Source organism: Vreelandella piezotolerans (genome assembly GCF_012427705.1).
In the GTDB taxonomy this organism is placed as follows: Bacteria; Pseudomonadota; Gammaproteobacteria; order Pseudomonadales; family Halomonadaceae; genus Vreelandella; species Vreelandella piezotolerans.
The window spans coordinates 2,006,749-2,023,012 of the sequence record NZ_CP048602.1; the positions used below are offsets into that span (position 1 = coordinate 2,006,749).

At 55.7% G+C, this 16,264-nt stretch carries 13 protein-coding genes; 10 read left to right on the forward strand and 3 right to left on the reverse strand.

Going from position 1 to position 16,264, the window contains the following annotated elements; translation table 11 throughout:
• Positions 1 to 105: 105 nt before the first annotated feature.
• The 5 genes from GYM47_RS09240 (at position 106) to GYM47_RS09260 (ending at position 6,796) form a co-directional block, all read left to right on the forward strand.
• Positions 106 to 480 carry a response regulator transcription factor gene (locus GYM47_RS09240; protein ID WP_139527410.1) on the forward strand — a complete coding sequence of 125 codons (375 nt, stop codon included), beginning with the start codon at positions 106 to 108 and terminating at the stop codon, positions 478 to 480.
• Positions 477 to 2,534 carry a 3'-5' exonuclease gene (locus GYM47_RS09245; protein ID WP_153843367.1) on the forward strand — a complete coding sequence of 686 codons (2,058 nt, stop codon included), beginning with the start codon at positions 477 to 479 and terminating at the stop codon, positions 2,532 to 2,534. The genes GYM47_RS09240 and GYM47_RS09245 overlap by 4 nt, the downstream gene beginning before the upstream one ends.
• A complete protein-coding gene (locus GYM47_RS09250) occupies positions 2,524 to 2,736 on the forward strand; it encodes a hypothetical protein (RefSeq protein ID WP_153843368.1) in 213 nt (70 codons plus the stop codon). The genes GYM47_RS09245 and GYM47_RS09250 overlap by 11 nt, the downstream gene beginning before the upstream one ends.
• A gap of 2 nt (positions 2,737 to 2,738) precedes the next feature.
• A complete protein-coding gene (locus tag GYM47_RS09255) occupies positions 2,739 to 5,471 on the forward strand; it encodes a sensor histidine kinase (RefSeq protein WP_153843369.1) in 2,733 nt (910 codons plus the stop codon).
• A 116-nt stretch (positions 5,472 to 5,587) separates the two neighbouring features.
• On the forward strand, positions 5,588 to 6,796 hold the full coding sequence (locus GYM47_RS09260) for an EAL and HDOD domain-containing protein (RefSeq protein WP_153843370.1): 1,209 nt from the start codon (positions 5,588 to 5,590) through the stop codon (positions 6,794 to 6,796).
• On the opposite strand, the gene GYM47_RS09265 is transcribed toward GYM47_RS09260, so the two are convergent.
• Together GYM47_RS09265 and GYM47_RS09270 are read right to left on the reverse strand one after the other, a co-directional pair.
• Positions 6,789 to 7,121 (reverse strand): HlyU family transcriptional regulator, encoded by a 333-nt coding sequence (locus GYM47_RS09265; protein WP_153843371.1) that lies wholly within the window; start codon positions 7,119 to 7,121, stop codon positions 6,789 to 6,791. The two genes, GYM47_RS09260 and GYM47_RS09265, sit on opposite strands and share 8 nt — an antisense overlap.
• Before the next feature lie 49 nt (positions 7,122 to 7,170).
• Positions 7,171 to 8,391, reverse strand: coding sequence for an argininosuccinate synthase (locus tag GYM47_RS09270; protein ID WP_139527400.1), 1,221 nt, complete (start codon positions 8,389 to 8,391; stop codon positions 7,171 to 7,173).
• Positions 8,392 to 8,599: 208 nt separating this feature from the next.
• Here GYM47_RS09270 and rnt point away from each other — a divergent pair, with 208 nt between their 5' ends.
• Both rnt and GYM47_RS09280 read left to right on the forward strand, forming a co-directional pair.
• Complete coding sequence (gene rnt, locus GYM47_RS09275) at positions 8,600 to 9,271, forward strand: ribonuclease T (protein WP_139527398.1); 672 nt, start codon at positions 8,600 to 8,602, stop codon at positions 9,269 to 9,271.
• Between the two features lie 162 nt (positions 9,272 to 9,433).
• Positions 9,434 to 10,693, forward strand: coding sequence for a 6-phosphofructokinase (locus GYM47_RS09280; RefSeq protein ID WP_153843372.1), 1,260 nt, complete (start codon positions 9,434 to 9,436; stop codon positions 10,691 to 10,693).
• Between the two features lie 93 nt (positions 10,694 to 10,786).
• On the opposite strand, the gene GYM47_RS09285 is transcribed toward GYM47_RS09280, so the two are convergent.
• Positions 10,787 to 12,502, reverse strand: coding sequence for a bifunctional protein-serine/threonine kinase/phosphatase (locus GYM47_RS09285; protein WP_153843373.1), 1,716 nt, complete (start codon positions 12,500 to 12,502; stop codon positions 10,787 to 10,789).
• A 363-nt stretch (positions 12,503 to 12,865) separates the two neighbouring features.
• On the opposite strand from GYM47_RS09285, the gene ppa reads away from it, so the two are divergent.
• The 3 genes from ppa to accB all read left to right on the forward strand — a co-directional run bounded on the left by ppa (position 12,866) and on the right by accB (position 16,239).
• Complete coding sequence (ppa, locus tag GYM47_RS09290) at positions 12,866 to 13,396, forward strand: inorganic diphosphatase (protein WP_044627994.1); 531 nt, start codon at positions 12,866 to 12,868, stop codon at positions 13,394 to 13,396.
• 171 nt (positions 13,397 to 13,567) lie between these two features.
• Positions 13,568 to 15,445: a protein-disulfide reductase DsbD gene (gene dsbD / locus GYM47_RS09295; protein WP_153843374.1), complete on the forward strand. Its 1,878-nt coding sequence runs from the start codon at positions 13,568 to 13,570 to the stop codon at positions 15,443 to 15,445.
• A 332-nt stretch (positions 15,446 to 15,777) separates the two neighbouring features.
• Positions 15,778 to 16,239 carry an acetyl-CoA carboxylase biotin carboxyl carrier protein gene (gene accB / locus GYM47_RS09300; protein ID WP_062360695.1) on the forward strand — a complete coding sequence of 154 codons (462 nt, stop codon included), beginning with the start codon at positions 15,778 to 15,780 and terminating at the stop codon, positions 16,237 to 16,239.
• The last annotated feature ends 25 nt before the right edge of the window (positions 16,240 to 16,264 follow it).

A 16,264-nucleotide genomic window follows, 5' to 3' on the forward strand; every position in this document is an offset into this window, starting at 1 on the left:
TGTCACATTCGGCCAAGGTCGTCTTGGCCGAATGCCTCACGCTACATACACTTAAATCATCGCTTGCAGTCTGACTGCGCATCTAACGCCGCTGGGGAAACCGTAATGGCCAATGTATTAGTGGTCGATGATGAACCGAATATTCTACTGTCCCTCGAGTTCCTCATGTCCCATGCCGGGCTGACGGTGATTACCGCTACCGACGGTGAAACGGCATTGCAGCGAATTGCCGACACCTCTCCCGACCTGCTGCTGCTAGACATTAGCCTGCCGGGTATCAGTGGCTTCGAAGTATTGGAACAGCTGCGTCGCTCAGAGCGCGAGCGGCACCTGCCGGTCATCATGTTAACGGCACATGGGCGGGAAGTAGAGCGCGAAAAGGGATTAGCGTTGGGTGCCGATGACTACGTTACTAAGCCGTTCTCGACCCACCAATTGGTCGAGAAAGTCAAAGCACTGCTTGGCGAGCGTGACACATGACGTTCAAAGGCCTTCCAAAGCGACAGCGCCTGGTGGGTGCTTGGCTGCTTCTCAGTGGCATCAGCCTGCTGGGCGGCGTGCTGTTTGCGGCGTGGCTGGATAGTCAGATCGCGCTCTCCAGCTTGGCGCGTGTGGCGCTGTGGCTTGGCAGCCTTTCCGGGGGTATGACATTGTGCCTGATGGGCGTACTGTTAGAACGTCGGTTATTAGCGCCCTTACGGCATTTACAAACTCAGTTGGCCCGGTGGGTGGCCAACCCAGACGCCCAAGACGAGGAGGCTCCAGAAGGTTGGCTAAAAGGGCTAGGCCCTGATCTACGCCGCGTCAGCCAAAGCTGGCGCGCCGACCGCATGCGGCTCGCCACCGCCCATGCCGAGGGGGCGCGTAGCGCTTCGCGTATTCGGCAAGAGTTGGAAACCCTGCTTCAGGTACTGGAAACACCACTGCTGCTGTGTGATCGGCATCGTCGGGTGATGCTGTTCAATCAAGCCGCCGAAACGTTCTTTACTGGCAATACCGGGTTAGGGCTGGGGAAGCGCCTGGATGCCCTACTGCCGACCGCAACGCTAGCCAATGCCATGGCACAACTGCCCGACGATGGTTCACCACGTGAAATGCTCACCCACTGCGGCCAACGCTGGGTAAAAGTGGTGATTCGGCGGGTTCCCGGCAGTGAGCGCGAGACGCTCGTGACCTGTAGCGATGCCACGACCACTTGGAACAATGAAATGGGCGTGCGGGCCGAGCTCAACCGTCGCCTCCCGCCACTGCGCCAGCATGCCGCCAACGTTAGCAGTGCCGTCGACGCGCTGCGTCATATCCACGCCACGAACGTCCCCCTTGAACTGCGAACACGCTTAGAGGGGGTCATGCACGATGAGAGCCAAGCACTGAATCAGCACGTGGCTGAGTTCGCCACGCTACTGGATGATCTTCAGTATCACGGTGAACGCTTGCGGCCCATTTGGTCCAATGACTTCTGGCAGGCGCTGGATGAGCGTCTCGACCCAGCCCACCGTTTGATTACACCGATTGGTGTTCCCGCTTGGTTCAAAGGGGATGCCCCGGCACTGATCGAACTCTTCGCATCATTGGTGGACCATCTTCGCTGCCACTTGCCTACCCGTGGCTTTGAAGGAGAAATCTCGCTTCAACCGAAACGTGCCTACGTTGACTTGATGTGGCAGGGCGCGCCCGTTCCTGAAGGCGAACTCAGCGTTTGGCGAGATACGATCTTGAACACGCTACCACTTGGCCCGGCGGTGGCCGATATTCTGCGTCAGCACGCTACAGATATTTGGAGCGTAGCCGATGCGGATAAGTGCCATGCTCGACTGCGACTCCCGCTACCCGCGATTACACAAACTCACGCGCCAAGAGAGATGGCTCCCCCTCGTCCGGAATTTCATGATTTTGGTATCGCACAGCTACCTGCGCCCGACGAAGCCCTCGCCCATCGGGCGCTACGCTGCTTGGAGATCGTGGCGTTCGATACCGAAACCACTGGCCTCGAGCTACGCCGGGGAGACACGGTGGTAAGCCTTGGCGCTTGTCGCATCGTCAATGGCCGCTTATTGGCAAGCGACGCGTTCGATCACTACGTCGATCCCCAACGGCCCATTCCCGCCGCCAGCACCGTCATTCATGGCATTACCGATGCGGACGTAGCGGATGCAGAACCGCTTCACACCGTATTGGGTCAGTTCCGGGATTACGTAGGGGACGCCGTCATGCTCGCTCATAATGCGGCATTCGACATGTTGGCCATCAGCGGGCACGGCGTTCATTTCGACATCCCCGTGCTGGACACGCTGCTGATCTCCAAAGCGCTAGATGAAGCGCTGGATGGACACGACCTGGATACGTTAGCCAGGCGTTATGATTTACATTTTCCGCCCAACACCCGGCATACCGCACTGGGCGATGCTCGTGTCACCGCCGAGCTTTGGCTAGCCCTCTTGCCCCGCTTGGAAGCCCGCGGTATCGACACGCTAGAAGAGCTGCTGGCCCTCCAGGCCAATGCGTTCGATAAGGAAGACGCCAGTGCGCCATAATGCACCTGCCCCTCACCCTCGGCAGCAGGCGCGTCGCTTCGCCCTGGGGCTGCTGGCGCTGTTTTTATTCAGCCCGCCCATCTTACTTATAGTCGATCGGTTGCCTGGTATACTGGGCTGGCTACCGCTCTATCTCTTCTTGGCTTGGGGGTGGGTGATTGGCCTGGCTGCCTGGCTGGCAAAACGCCCCAAGCAACCATGAACATGCGTAGCGACTGGGTAGTGTTGGGCGCCGCCTTTGGCTACTTAGCCCTGCTTTTCTTGGTCGCAGCCTGGGGGGACCGACGAGCCGAACAGGGGCGCTCACTCCTCAACTCGCCTACTGTCTATGCGTTATCGATAGCCGTGTACTGCACTGCCTGGACGTTTTACGGCAGCGTCGGGCGCGCAGCGCAGTTCGGACCTAGCTTCTTGCTGATCTATTTGGGACCCACGCTGGCCATGCTGCTGGCCCCTTTTACGTTGCGCAAAATGGTGCGGATCGCCGCTCGGCAGCGTATCACTTCCATCGCCGATTTCATTAGCGCCCGTTATGGGAAAAGTTCGCTACTTGGCGCACTGGTGGCCGTCATGGCATTGATCACGATAACGCCGTATATAGCACTCCAGCTCAAAGCCATCACGGTGAGTCATGCGGTGCTGATGAACTATCCCCTAGGTGCCGATACCACACTCGAACATGAACGCTTCTGGATGGATCGCTCCTTTTGGATTGCGATCGTCTTGGCCCTGTTCATCATTCTGTTCGGCACGCGTCATCTTGATGCCAGCGAGCGACATGAAGGCATGGTAGCGGCCATCGCCGTCGAGTCCTTGGTCAAGCTGGTGGCGTTTCTGGCAGTCGGTATCTTCGTCACTTTCCTCCTGTTCGAAGGCCCTGGCGCTCTTCTAGCAGCCACCGCCGAGGCGCCAGCACTCATCACTAGCATGCATTTGGAGAACGTTCCTGGTGGTGCGACGGGCTGGGTCGGCATGCTAATGCTCGCGTTTTTGGCCTTCTTCACGTTGCCCAGGCAGTTTCAGGTCCTGGTCGTAGAGAGCGTGGATGAGCAGCACTTGGAGCGTGCCAGTTGGCTCTTTCCGCTCTATTTGCTACTGATCAACCTGTTCGTCATTCCTATTGCGTTGGCAGGCGTCCTCTTGGGCGAGAGCGACCCGGATAGCTTCGTGCTCACGCTACCGCTCTCCGCAGGGCTAGATGGTTTACCACTATTGGTGTTCATTGGCGGACTCTCGGCGGCCACCGGCATGGTCATCGTCGAAACCATCGCGCTGTCTACCATGGTGAGTAACCAACTAGTGATGCCACTTTTATTAAAACTAAAAGGCTGGCAAACAGGACGCCATGGTCGCCTCGCCATTTGGCTTTTGAACATCCGGCGTATCGCCATTTTGGTCATTTTGATCATGGGCTATCTCTACCATGCACTGATTGGCGATAGCTACAGTTTGGTTACTATTGGACTGGTCTCGTTTGCGGGCGTGGCACAATTTGCCCCTGCGCTATTGATCGGCCTTTATTGGCGCGGGGCGACTCGTCAAGGCGCCACCTGGGGATTAGTGGCAGGCTTTTGGGTATGGTGCTACACGCTGCTACTGCCGGGATTTGCCCAGTCCGGTTGGTTGGAAGCAGAGTTCATGACACAAGGCCCTTGGGGCATCGGCTGGCTCGCCCCCTACGCCTTACTGGGACTCAGCGGGTGGGATATCTACACACACTCGCTGTTTTGGAGCATGACCGCAAACGTCGGCTTATTGGTCGCGGTGTCGCTCTTCACGCGAGCCACGCCCATGGAGCAGGCGCAGGCAGCGCTCTTCACCGAGGCTCTGCACCCCCATTTACCTACAGCGTCTAGCTGGCAAGGCCAAACTACCGAAGGTGACTTATATGCCCTACTCGTCCGCTATCTGGGCCATGGGGCAACGCACAAGGTATTTCGCAACGCCCCTCCTTCGCTCTTGAAGGAGACCGATGCTCAGCAACGTCCCGCGTCGAGAGAGTTGATCACTCGTGCCGAACAAGCTCTGGCCGGGTCGCTTGGCAACGCGTCTGCCAGTGTCTTGATACACTCCGTTCTACGCGGTGAGGCACTGGACATGGCCTCGATACTCACCATTCTCGACACGACCTCGCAGGCTTTGGAGTACAACCGCCAATTAGAGCAAAAATCCCAGGAGTTAGCTCGCATTGGCGAGGAGCTGCGCCGTGCCAATGAGCAGCTGCGGGAAGTGGATCGAATGAAGGATGAGTTCGTGGCGATGGTCAGTCACGAGCTTCGCACTCCGCTCACTTCCATCCGTTCGTTTGCCGAGATTTTGCGTGACACACCCACCATTGAGGCTGAAAAACGCCAGCAATTTCTGGACATCATGGTGCTCGAGAGTGAGCGTTTGTCTCGATTGATCGACGAAATTCTTGACTTGGCGCGGCTCGAGAGCGGCCACCTATCCCTCCAGCCCATTACGGTTGACTTGATTCACATTGCGCAGCAAAGCCGCCAAGCACTGGCACGACTGCACGCCGAGCAGGGCATCGATGTCGAGTGGGTTTGTGATGTCTCCAATGCGCCCGTCATGGCCGATCCAGATCGCCTTGAACAGGTCATCATCAATCTGTTGGAGAATGCGCGAAAGTTTGCCAACCCAGAACATCCGCGCATACGTTTACACGTTTACGAAGCGGACCAAGGATATTGCCTGAGCATTGAGGATAATGGGCCAGGCATCCCGATCGGTGAACGTGACAATGTATTCGAAAAGTTTTATCAATTGACGTTATCGAAAAACGAGCATGCGTCTCACCGGCCCAAAGGAAGCGGTTTAGGCTTACCCATCAGCCGTGCCATTATTCACCACTTAGATGGCGAGCTTTGGGTAGACGCTTCTTCTTTAGGCGGTGCTGCGATGACGCTTTCGCTTCCACGACACATCGTTTAAGTAAACAATTGTGCCATTCAACGCACTGTGACCTAGTGTAACTAGCACACGTTTGTATTTTTACGCTATTCTGCGCGTCCGCCCGTTTTCCCTCTGACAGTTGGAGCAGCGGCATTATGCAAGGGTCAGCGCAAGATAAGACGACTACCGACCAGTACACCATTGCAATACAGCCAATTGTCGACGCTCGCCTACAACATGTAGCTGATGAGCTACTGTATCGTGGCGACTGTTCGGCCATTAGTGCCGCCGTCTTCGATGATGTGCAAGCCACCGCTCGAGCTTGTGCTGTCGCTATTTATGAAATTGGCCTGGATAAACTGTGTGGCCAACGTAAGCTTTTTATCAATGCCTCTGGCGAGTGGTTACTCAACCCCGATTTAGGCGGCCTGCCGCAGAGTCAAATCGTCATTGAAATACTCGAAGACATCGAGGTCAATGACGCGCTATTGCATGCATTACGTAAGCTGAAATACCAAGGCTATACGTTAGCGCTTGATGATTTCGAATTGACCGACGCAAACCGTGCATTATTAGCCTTAGCGGATATTGTTAAATTCGATATCTCTACCGGGCTCCCCACTGCGCTCATTCAACGCCTTTATAAAGAGGGCTACACGCTGTTAGCCGAGCGTGTAGAAACTTACGAAGAGTTTGAAAAGTGTAAGGCGCTTGGATTTAGCTTATTTCAAGGGTATTTTTACCAGCGGCCTCAGGTACAAACCACAAACACGCAGCGACATAGCACGTCACGCGCTAATCAAATGCAACTGCTGGCTCATCTTTACAGCGATAGAGTGCGCTTGCCTGCTTTGAGTACGTTCATTGCTCGTGACCCCTATTTATTGAACGCCGTCCTTAAACGCGCCAATTCGGCAGAAAAGGCAGCTCAGCACCCTGTCCACAAACTACTCGACTGTATTCATATCATCGGGTTGAAAGAGTTACGCACGCTGGTATCGATCATCATGCTAGCGGGGAATAATCCTGCGAGCAAAATCAACCTCATTAGCGGATTGACTCGGGCATTTGCATGCGAAGCACTTGCCGAACAGCGCGGGTTAGACGAGGAAGAAGGCTTTATCACCGGACTCTTTTCGCATATGCCGGTCATCATAGGGATCGACCTCGAGACGATGCTTAAGGAGCTACCACTGAGCCAGCCGATCCATCAGGCGCTTATCCAACGTCAAGGCCCACTGGGCGAGCTGCTTGCACATATCGAAGCCACTGAGCGCGGCAGCCCTCCTGCCGATGTGCCTGCAGAGTTGATACTGCAGGCGGCGGCTGAAGCACGAACGCTAATGGACTCGCACATTAGCTAGTGGGTGGGTTCTCCCGGCGAGGGTCTGGCTCGAACATCGCATCGCCCACTTCATCGATATAGCGCTGCGCCTTCGACACCATCAAGGCGTCGCAGGCGTCCCGCCCAGGCACCATGTCAGAACGCTCGAAACGGTGCTCCTGCGCCCCGCCCTGGTTGTCCAGTTTACGGATCCAACCGCTGACCCGATACTGACCACTTTGATGATCGGGCTGCGAAACGATGAGATACTCTTTGTACTCCACCGGTTCGGCGGCTTTGGTGCCGGTGTTCGTTTCGTCGCTGCCGTGGCCCCCAAACAGGCCTGAAAGCAATCTTTTAAACATAAAGACTCCTGGTAGGCGGTGGCCAGTGTTCACTGGCCACCGCTCAACGCTAGCTCTGCTGACGGCCTTTGCCAGCGGCAATTCGCAGACGCAGCGCGTTCAGCTTAATGAAGCCTTCGGCGTCTTTTTGGTTATACGCACCCGCGTCGTCTTCAAACGTGGCAATGGACTCATCGAACAGAGACTGCTCGGATTTACGGCCAACGACCGTTGCGTTGCCTTTGTACAGCTTCATACGCACCACGCCAGAAACACTCTTCTGCGTCTCGTCGATAGCAGCTTGCAGCATGCGGCGTTCAGGGCTCCACCAATAGCCGTTGTAGATCACTTCGGCATACTTGGGCATGAGCTGATCTTTAAGATGCGCTTCTTCACGATCCAGCGTCAGTGATTCGATCGCACGGTGGGCACGCAGCATGATCGTACCTCCCGGCGTTTCGTAGCAACCCCGCGACTTCATGCCCACGTAGCGGTTTTCGACGATATCCAAACGTCCGATACCGTTGTCGCCGCCCAGCTTGTTGAGCTTTTCGAGCACTTCGTGCGGCTTCATCGTTTCGCCATCGATGGCCACGATGTCGCCTTTCTCGAACGTCAGCTCAACGTAAGTGGGTTGCTCGGGCGCAGCTTCGGGAGAAACACTCCAGCGCCACATGTCCTCTTCGGCTTCCGCCCACGGATCTTCCAGAATGCCGCCTTCATAGGAAATGTGCAGCAGGTTGGCGTCCATGGAGTAGGGAGATTTCTTTTTCTTGTTGGAGAAATCCACCGGGATGCTGTGCTCTTCGCAGTACGCCATCAGCTTTTCGCGAGACGTCAGGTCCCACTCGCGCCAGGGAGCAATGACTTTAACGCCCGGCTTTAGCGCGTAACCGCCCAGTTCGAAACGCACTTGATCGTTACCTTTACCCGTTGCGCCATGGGAGATGGCATCGGCGCCGGTTTCATTGGCGATTTCGATCAGGCGCTTGGCGATCAGCGGGCGAGCGATGGAGGTGCCCAGCAGGTACTCACCTTCATAGATGGTATTGGCACGAAACATCGGAAAGACGTAGTCACGCACGAACTCTTCGCGTAGATCTTCGATGTAAATCTCTTTGACGCCGAGAGCCTGAGCCTTGGCGCGGGCAGGCTCGACTTCTTCACCCTGACCGATGTCGGCAGTAAAGGTCACAACCTCGCAGTTGTAGGTTTCTTGCAACCACTTGACGATAACGGATGTGTCCAGGCCGCCTGAATATGCCAGCACAACCTTTTTGACATCGGACATTCTTTGCTCCTTGTAAAAAGCAGTTCACCAGAAGGAGTAGCGCCCTTACGCACTACTTGTTCATTCAAACTGTCAGTATAGCGTTCTCGATGCCCAGCGAATACCGTCAACGACGCCTTGGGGGTAAAGCTGCTAGAATCACCCAAACCCTAGCGGCTAGCTTGACCGCTACCCCTGACCGACTACTCGCTTTACTAAGGAGAGCTGCATGAGCGAGGCAATTGCCCGCGAATTGATGGCCCAGCGTTTTCGCAGTTACTTACCGGTTGTCATTGATTTGGAGACAGGTGGGTTTAACGCCCAAACGGACGCCGTGTTGGAGATTGCAGCGGTCACACTCACCATGGACCCCGACGGCAATTTACTGCCTGATGCCACCTACGCGTATCATGTTCACCCTTTTGAAGGCGCCAACGTCGAGCAATCAGCGTTGGATTTCACCGGCATCAATCTGGATGACCCGCTTCGTCGGCACGTTGCGTTGAGCGAGGCTGAAGCACTAGGGGAAATATTTCGACCCATACGCAAATCGCTAAAGGCGCACGGCTGTTCCCGGGCGATACTCGTGGGTCACAATGCGGCATTCGACCATGGCTTTTTGAATGCAGCGGCCAACCGCTGCAACGTCAAGCGCAATCCGTTTCACCCCTTTTCCAGTTTCGACACGGCGACGTTGGCGGGGTTTGTGTATGGACAAACCGTGCTAGCCAGAGCGTGCCGTGCCGCGGGGATCGAGTTCGACAACAAGGCGGCCCACTCGGCACGCTATGACACCGAGCGAACGGCCGAACTGTTTTGCGCCATGGTCAACCGCTACAAAGACTTAGGCGGCTGGCGGCTGGCTCAGCGTGAACAAGCGCTAGATGGCGGCGATGAATAAATCCGCAAGCAGCGCGTTTGAAACAGCATCTAATGCACCAGAAATGGCTTTACGATAAACTTTACGTCATTTACGAGCGCTTGGCTCTCAGGCAAGCAATGCAGCCAACGCTTGCCGCCACAATGTGATATCCCACCCGTTTTGAGGAGATGAGACGTTTCCATGGCCCAGCATAATGCCTTTTACGCCCAGTCCGGTGGCGTTACCGCCGTCATCAATGCCAGCGCCTGTGGCGTTATCGAAGCTTGCCGGCAAGCCCCTGATCAGATCGGCAAGGTGTATGCCGGCCATAACGGCATTATTGGTGCACTGACGGAAGATTTGATCGATGTCACTCAGGAGAGCGATGACGCCATTGCCGCTCTGCGACACACCCCGGGCGGAGCGTTTGGCTCTTGTCGCTACAAGCTGAAAGACATCGATACGCACCGCGCGCAGTACGAGCGTCTTATCGAGGTTTTCAAAGCGCACGACATTCGCTATTTCTTCTACAACGGCGGTGGCGACAGTGCCGATACCTGCCTAAAAGTCTCGCAGCTCTCCGAAAAACTAGGGTATCCGCTGACGGCCATTCACGTTCCCAAAACCGTCGACAATGATCTTCCCATCACGGATAACAGCCCTGGTTTCGGCAGCGTCGCGAAGTACATCGCCACCTCGACCCGGGAAGCGTCGCTGGATATCGCGTCCATGTGCGCCACCTCGACCAAGGTGTTCGTACTGGAAGTGATGGGACGCCATGCGGGCTGGATTGCTGCGGCTGGAGGCCTGGCTGGCGAAGGAGAAGGCGAGCCACCGCACCTGATTATCTTCCCGGAAGTGGCGTTTAACCGTAAAGCGGTCATGGCGCGAGTCGATGAAAGCGTCAAAAAATTTGGCTACTGCGTGATCGTGGTGTCGGAAGGCGCGCGCTACGAAGATGGCACTTTCCTTGCGGATGCAGGCAATACCGATGCCTTTGGTCACCGCCAGCTAGGCGGCGTGGCGCCCACCCTGGCCGGCATGATCAAGCAGGACCTGGGCTACAAATACCATTGGGCCGTGGCCGACTACCTGCAACGTGCGGCGCGTCACTTGGCTTCCAAAACCGATGTTGAACAAGCTTATGCCGTTGGCCGTGAAGCGGTCACGCTGGCGCTGGCGGGCAAAAACTCCATGATGCCGGCCATACGCCGCATCTCACAAAGCCCGTACCAGTGGGACGTGATTTCTGCTCCGCTATCGCAAATCGCCAACCAAGAGAAGTTCATGCCCCGCGACTTTATCAGCGACAGCGGTTTCGATATTACCCAAGCGTGCCGTGACTACTTATCACCGCTGATCCAGGGCGAAGATTTTCCGCCGTTCGAGAATGGTCTTCCGAAAGTCGCCAAGTTGAAGCTTGCGAAAGTGGAACAGAAGTTGCCAACCTTCACGCTGTAACCTCTGTTCTAACATCAGAGATGGTGAAAGATAAAAGGGCGATGACTCGTGTCATCGCCCTTTTGACATTCGCAGTATGCGCTTGAAACGTGCCTAGCGCAGCAGCCACGAGAGCACCAACAGCAGCAGCAAAATACCCGCCACGCCCTGCCAAAAGCGTCGAGACTCGGTGCGGGGCTCTTCGCGTTGCACAGCACGCCCCAGGGGTAGCCTCAGCGCGTGAAGGAACTCCGACATCCGTCGAAAACGCAGTGGCCGTTGCGGGTCCAGCGCGCGACGCAGCGCCTCGTCAAGCGCAGGGGTAATCTCTGGATTGATGGTACGAGCGCTACGGTAGCTGAGCTCTTCTAGATCGGTATGGCAACGCAACTTATTGGGGGTCAGCGTATAAGGTAATGCCCCGGTCAAAAGCCAGTAGACCGTAGAAGCCAACGAGTACTGGTCGCTGCGGCGACCCACGCTGTCGCCAAGCGCATACTCTGGAGCTGTATGTTCGTTGAAACCGATTTGACGAAGCAGCTCGCCCGAGTGGCGGTGTCCATCGACCTCTCGCATATGGCAAGCACTAAAGTCAGCGAGCACGAGCTTACCGTGCGAGTCGATAAGCACGTTGTCAGGCATGATCTGTTGGTGAATGATGTCGCGATGGTGCAGAGCCTGGACCGCCTTACCCAACTGGTTGGCGATATCCAAACGCTGAGCGAGACTGGCCTGAGGGTGCCGCTCGGCCCATTGACGCAGCGTCTCACCTTCTACGTTCTGCATGAGGTAATAGAGGTATCTTCGCGGGCGTGATGGTTCCATGACCTTGACGACAAAGGGGGAGTTCACCCGCTCGACCACCCACTGCTGCAGCAAAAAGTGCTCTAGATAGGCGTTACGCAACGATAGCTCGGGGCTTGGTGCCTTCATCACCATGACACGATCACTGTAGACATCGCGGACGCGATACACCCTCGACTGAGCATTGCGTGACAGCACGGCCTGCACCTCCAACCCATCTAGACGCTCGCCGGGAGCCAATTCGGGAGGAATGGGCAGGTCGCCATATAGTAAGCTGGGGTGATCGGTTGCCTCTTCCGGCAGTTCGTCGATGCGGAGTAATTGGAAGCAAAATTGATCGCCGCCATACCCTCGCTCTTGCGCGCGCTGCTTTGCCTCGCCAGCCAAGCGCTCGCAAGCAGCATCTAGGTCGCTAGCATCTTGGCGAATGAGCCGCACATAATCAGAGGGCATCAAGGTGCCGCGCACGGCCTGAGTGGTGAAAACGAACAAGTCACCCTGCTTCAAGCCCAGATGGGTGTAATCGATATCGACGCTGCCATCCATGCCTAACGCGCGAGAGGGGTAGCGATACCCACCCACATCGGTCACGTGATCACGGGTAAGCTGCTCAAACTCGGCACCTCGCAAGCGAAAGACCAGCGTATCTCCCATGTGAAATAGATGACCTTCGCGACCTAAAAACACCATGGCCGAGAGCGACGAGACGAAGCTACCCTCTTTGACATGCTGGCTCTGGCTGTAACACCAACTATTCAACGCACGTAGCACGCGGGTTGCCGACGTCTTGGTGTCCCAGTGGTCAGGCGTGGAGTAATAATCGGCGAGAAATCCGCGCACGCTCAAATCCCCCGCCTGCTTCGCCATCGTATTGCGAGAAATCGAGTCACTAATCACTGCGCAGCCGCCCTTTAACTTCAACAGCGGCGCTTCTGGTAAGCGTACCGACATTGAACTGCGGTGCTGCCGGCGTTCTGGGGCTACGAACGCTTGTCCATAACTCATTAGCAACTGGGCGTGCGCCAACTCATCCTCCTAGACTTACGGCTCACCATCGCAACGATCATTGCGAGCACTTCTCGCGATCCTTACTGCATCAGGCGCTATCATACATGCTGACATGACGAAGCGATGCCCACCAAACGTCGAGAGTAGCATAAAAAGACACCCTGCCATGTCCACTACCCAGCCAATGCATCAAGAGACGCCACCGAGATCGCCGAGGAAGGTCAAGCTGCCATCGATGCGAGTATGTGGCGGCAAACACCTATGTCGCATTGGTAATCTATCCACCTTGTTCGTATAATTCTTCACCATTAATGCAATGCATCAACTGCTTAGCTACTGCAATCTGCACTAGGTAAGAAAAGCCAAGCCAAGGAACCAACGATGAACTTTGATAACATCCCCGCTGGAAAGGATTTGCCCAACGATATCTACGTGGCCATTGAAATTCCTGCTAACCACGCGCCGATTAAGTACGAAATCGACAAGGATATGGGTGCCCTCCTCGTTGATCGTTTCATGGCTACACCCATGTTCTACCCGGCCAACTACGGCTTTATCCCGCACACGCTGGCCGACGACGGTGACCCGCTAGACGCGCTGGTCGTCACTCCTCACCCGGTTGCGCCCGGCAGCATCATTCGCGCACGCCCGGTGGGCATCTTGAACATGACCGATGAAGCGGGTGAAGATGCCAAACTGGTCTGTGTGCCGCACCCGAAACTCTCAACGCTGTATGATGACGTGCAGGAAGTGACTGACCTCCCCGAACTGCTGCGCCAGCAAATTGCTCACTTCTTCGAGAACTACAAAGACCTCGAAAAAGGCAAGTGGGTCAAAGTTGAGTCTTGGGAAGGCGTTGAAGCCGCTCGCAAGGCCATTGAAAAGTCGGCCGCAGCTTACAAAAAAGCGTAATTAGCGTCACGACACTGATTGCAGGCCGCCTTTAGAGAGGCGGCCTTTTGCGTTTACATTAACGGAGCATGAAGCACCGCGTCACGTCACCGCAGTAAATGCGCTAATCTCAACAGGTGCGCTATCCTGCCCCTTTGCACCCAACCTGTTACCAAAGCGTAAGGATACTCCGTGTTACTCATGCGACGTTTTAGCCTATTTTTTTTGTTGTGCTGGCTACCTTTATTGGCCCACGGGCAGTGGTTCTCTTCTAGCAATCAGAGCGACTTCCTGCCGGTAATGGAAGCCTTCCAGCCCAGCGCTTGGCACGATGGTGATACGCTCAGCATCGGGGTCGATATTGCCGACGATTACTATTTGTACCGCCACCAGCTTGACGTCACGAGCCAGCAGGCATCGGTCGACTTAGAAGACCCCGTCATTCCACAGGGCTCATTCACCACCGATCAATTTATGGGGGATGTGTACGTTTTTCGCGATCAGCTCGTTTTTGATGTTCCGCTGAGCGCCCCTTATAGCGGGCCAATCAGTATCGAGCTGACCTTTCAGGGATGCGCCGATGCGGGGTTATGCTACCCACCTGAGCGCATCACCCTTGAAGCCGCAGAAACGTCACCGCCCAGCACGTTTGCCAACTGGCAGGATGAAAGCGAACAAAGCTCTCCAAATCAAACAAGCACGGGTGAACCTGCCCCAAGCAGCGCAGCGACTCAATCGGGCGAGAACGCTGGCTTCTCCGCCCCGCAAAGTGAAGATAGCAAATTCAGCGCGCTGATTAGTGATACCAGCCTACCGCTCGCCTTAGGGCTCTTTTTCCTCGCGGGTATTGGGCTCACCTTTACGCCCTGTGTGCTGCCGATGATTCCTATTCTGTCGTCCATCGTGGTTGGCCAGAACCCCACCAAGCCCCGCGCTTTTGTCCTGTCAGCCAGCTATGTACTCGGCATGGCCATTACCTATGCCTTGGTGGGCGTGCTAATGGGGCTATTTGGTGCAGGGCTCAACCTCCAGGCACATTTACAGTCCGCCCCCGTTTTAATTACTTTTGCCATTCTGTTTACCCTATTCGCTTTGGCAATGTTTGGCGCCTTTGACCTTCGCATGTCACCGCGAATCGCCAGTAAAGTAGACTCTTGGCAAGCACGCGCCCAGCGCAGTGGCCCACTGGGCTTGGCGGTGGCGGGCGCGCTGTCAGTGCTAGTGGTGTCTCCCTGCGTAACGGCTCCGCTAGCGGGCGCCTTGGTATTTATCTCTTCCACTGGGGACGCCATTATGGGTGGCGCAGTGCTGTTTGCGCTTGGACTTGGCATGGGGCTCCCTTTATTGCTCGTGGGCACCTTCGGCGCAACGCTGCTACCCCGCTCTGGCGACTGGATGAATGGCGTTAAAATTGCTTTCGGGCTGTTGTTATTAGGTGTAGCGATTTGGATGATTGAGCGTTTAATTGCGCCATCAATCTCTCTTCTGCTGTGGGCGGCCCTAGCAATCGGCAGTGCCCTTACCCTTGGCGCACTGAATACATCGCCCTCTCACGGCTGGGCAAAAGCCCGGCAAACGGCGGGGTTAATGCTGTTGGCCTGGGGGGTAGCACTCGTGCTGGGCGCCGCCCAAGGAAGCAGCAATCCATTACGACCGCTATCGGTGACCACTTCTAGTACAGGGGAAGCCGCTACCACTCCGATCTTTGAAGAAGTCGACAGTCTCAGCGCACTACAGTCTGAGCTGGAGCAAGCCTCTCAAGCGGGGCAGCCCGTGTTTGCCCACTTCACGGCAGAGTGGTGTATCTCCTGCAAACTGATGGAGCGAGAGGTCTATCCTGATCCTCAAGTCGCCGCTGCATTGAACGATTTTCAACTAATCGCGGTCGATGTGACAGAGACCAATGCACAAAGTCGCGAACTGCTCAATCATTTCAACCTTTTTGGCCCGCCCAGCCTGCTACTCTTTAGCCAGGGCAAGGAAGTGCGCGAAGCTCGCATTCAGGGCGAAGTGACTGCTCAAGACCTCGTTCAGCATCTCGACTCGTTCAAGCGCTGGCAGCAGGGATAAAAGATGAACTCATGGTCGGTTGCGACAGTGCAACCGGCTTTGGACACATTTTTAAGCTGCCGTGTCGCGATCGTCGTCAAACAGTTGTTTAAGTCGCAAATATCACACACATTGCCGCGGCCACTGGACAGTGGGTGACTTTTTCGGCAAACTCCACAGCCATATTTGCTAAAAAACTCATCTTTTAGCACTGAGTCTGGGTTAACGTTCGCCATCGTGCTGCGTTCTCTTCATTTTTAAATTTGGTTTACTGCACTTAAAAGCGCCGCGCCTAGCAGGCATATCTCTCCTGTGACGACGTGTTACTTTGATCAACTTTTGGGGCTATACGAATGGATATTCGCAAAGTTAAAAAACTGATTGAGCTGCTGGAAGAGTCCAACATCAGTGAAATCGAAATTCAGGAAGGTGAAGAATCGGTTCGTATCAGCCGTCACCCCAACGGCACTGCGTGGCAGCCGCAACCGATGCCTCAGTACGCGCAGCCCGCGCCTGCTGCTCCTCAAGCGCCGGTGGCCACTACCCCCGCCGATGCCGAACCTCAAGGCGCTAGCTATCGCGGTGAAGCAGTTAACTCGCCGATGGTAGGCACCTTCTATCGCAGCCCGGCACCAGGTGCAAAAGCATTCGTTGAAGTAGGCGACACAGTGAAGCAAGGCGACACTGTGTGTATCGTTGAAGCGATGAAAATGATGAACCAGATTGAAGCCGACCGCGACGGCGTGGTTGAGGCCATCCTAGTGGAAGATGGCGAGCCGGTGGAATTTGATCAACCGATGATCGTCCTCGCTTAATCTTTCATATCAACACGGGTGGATT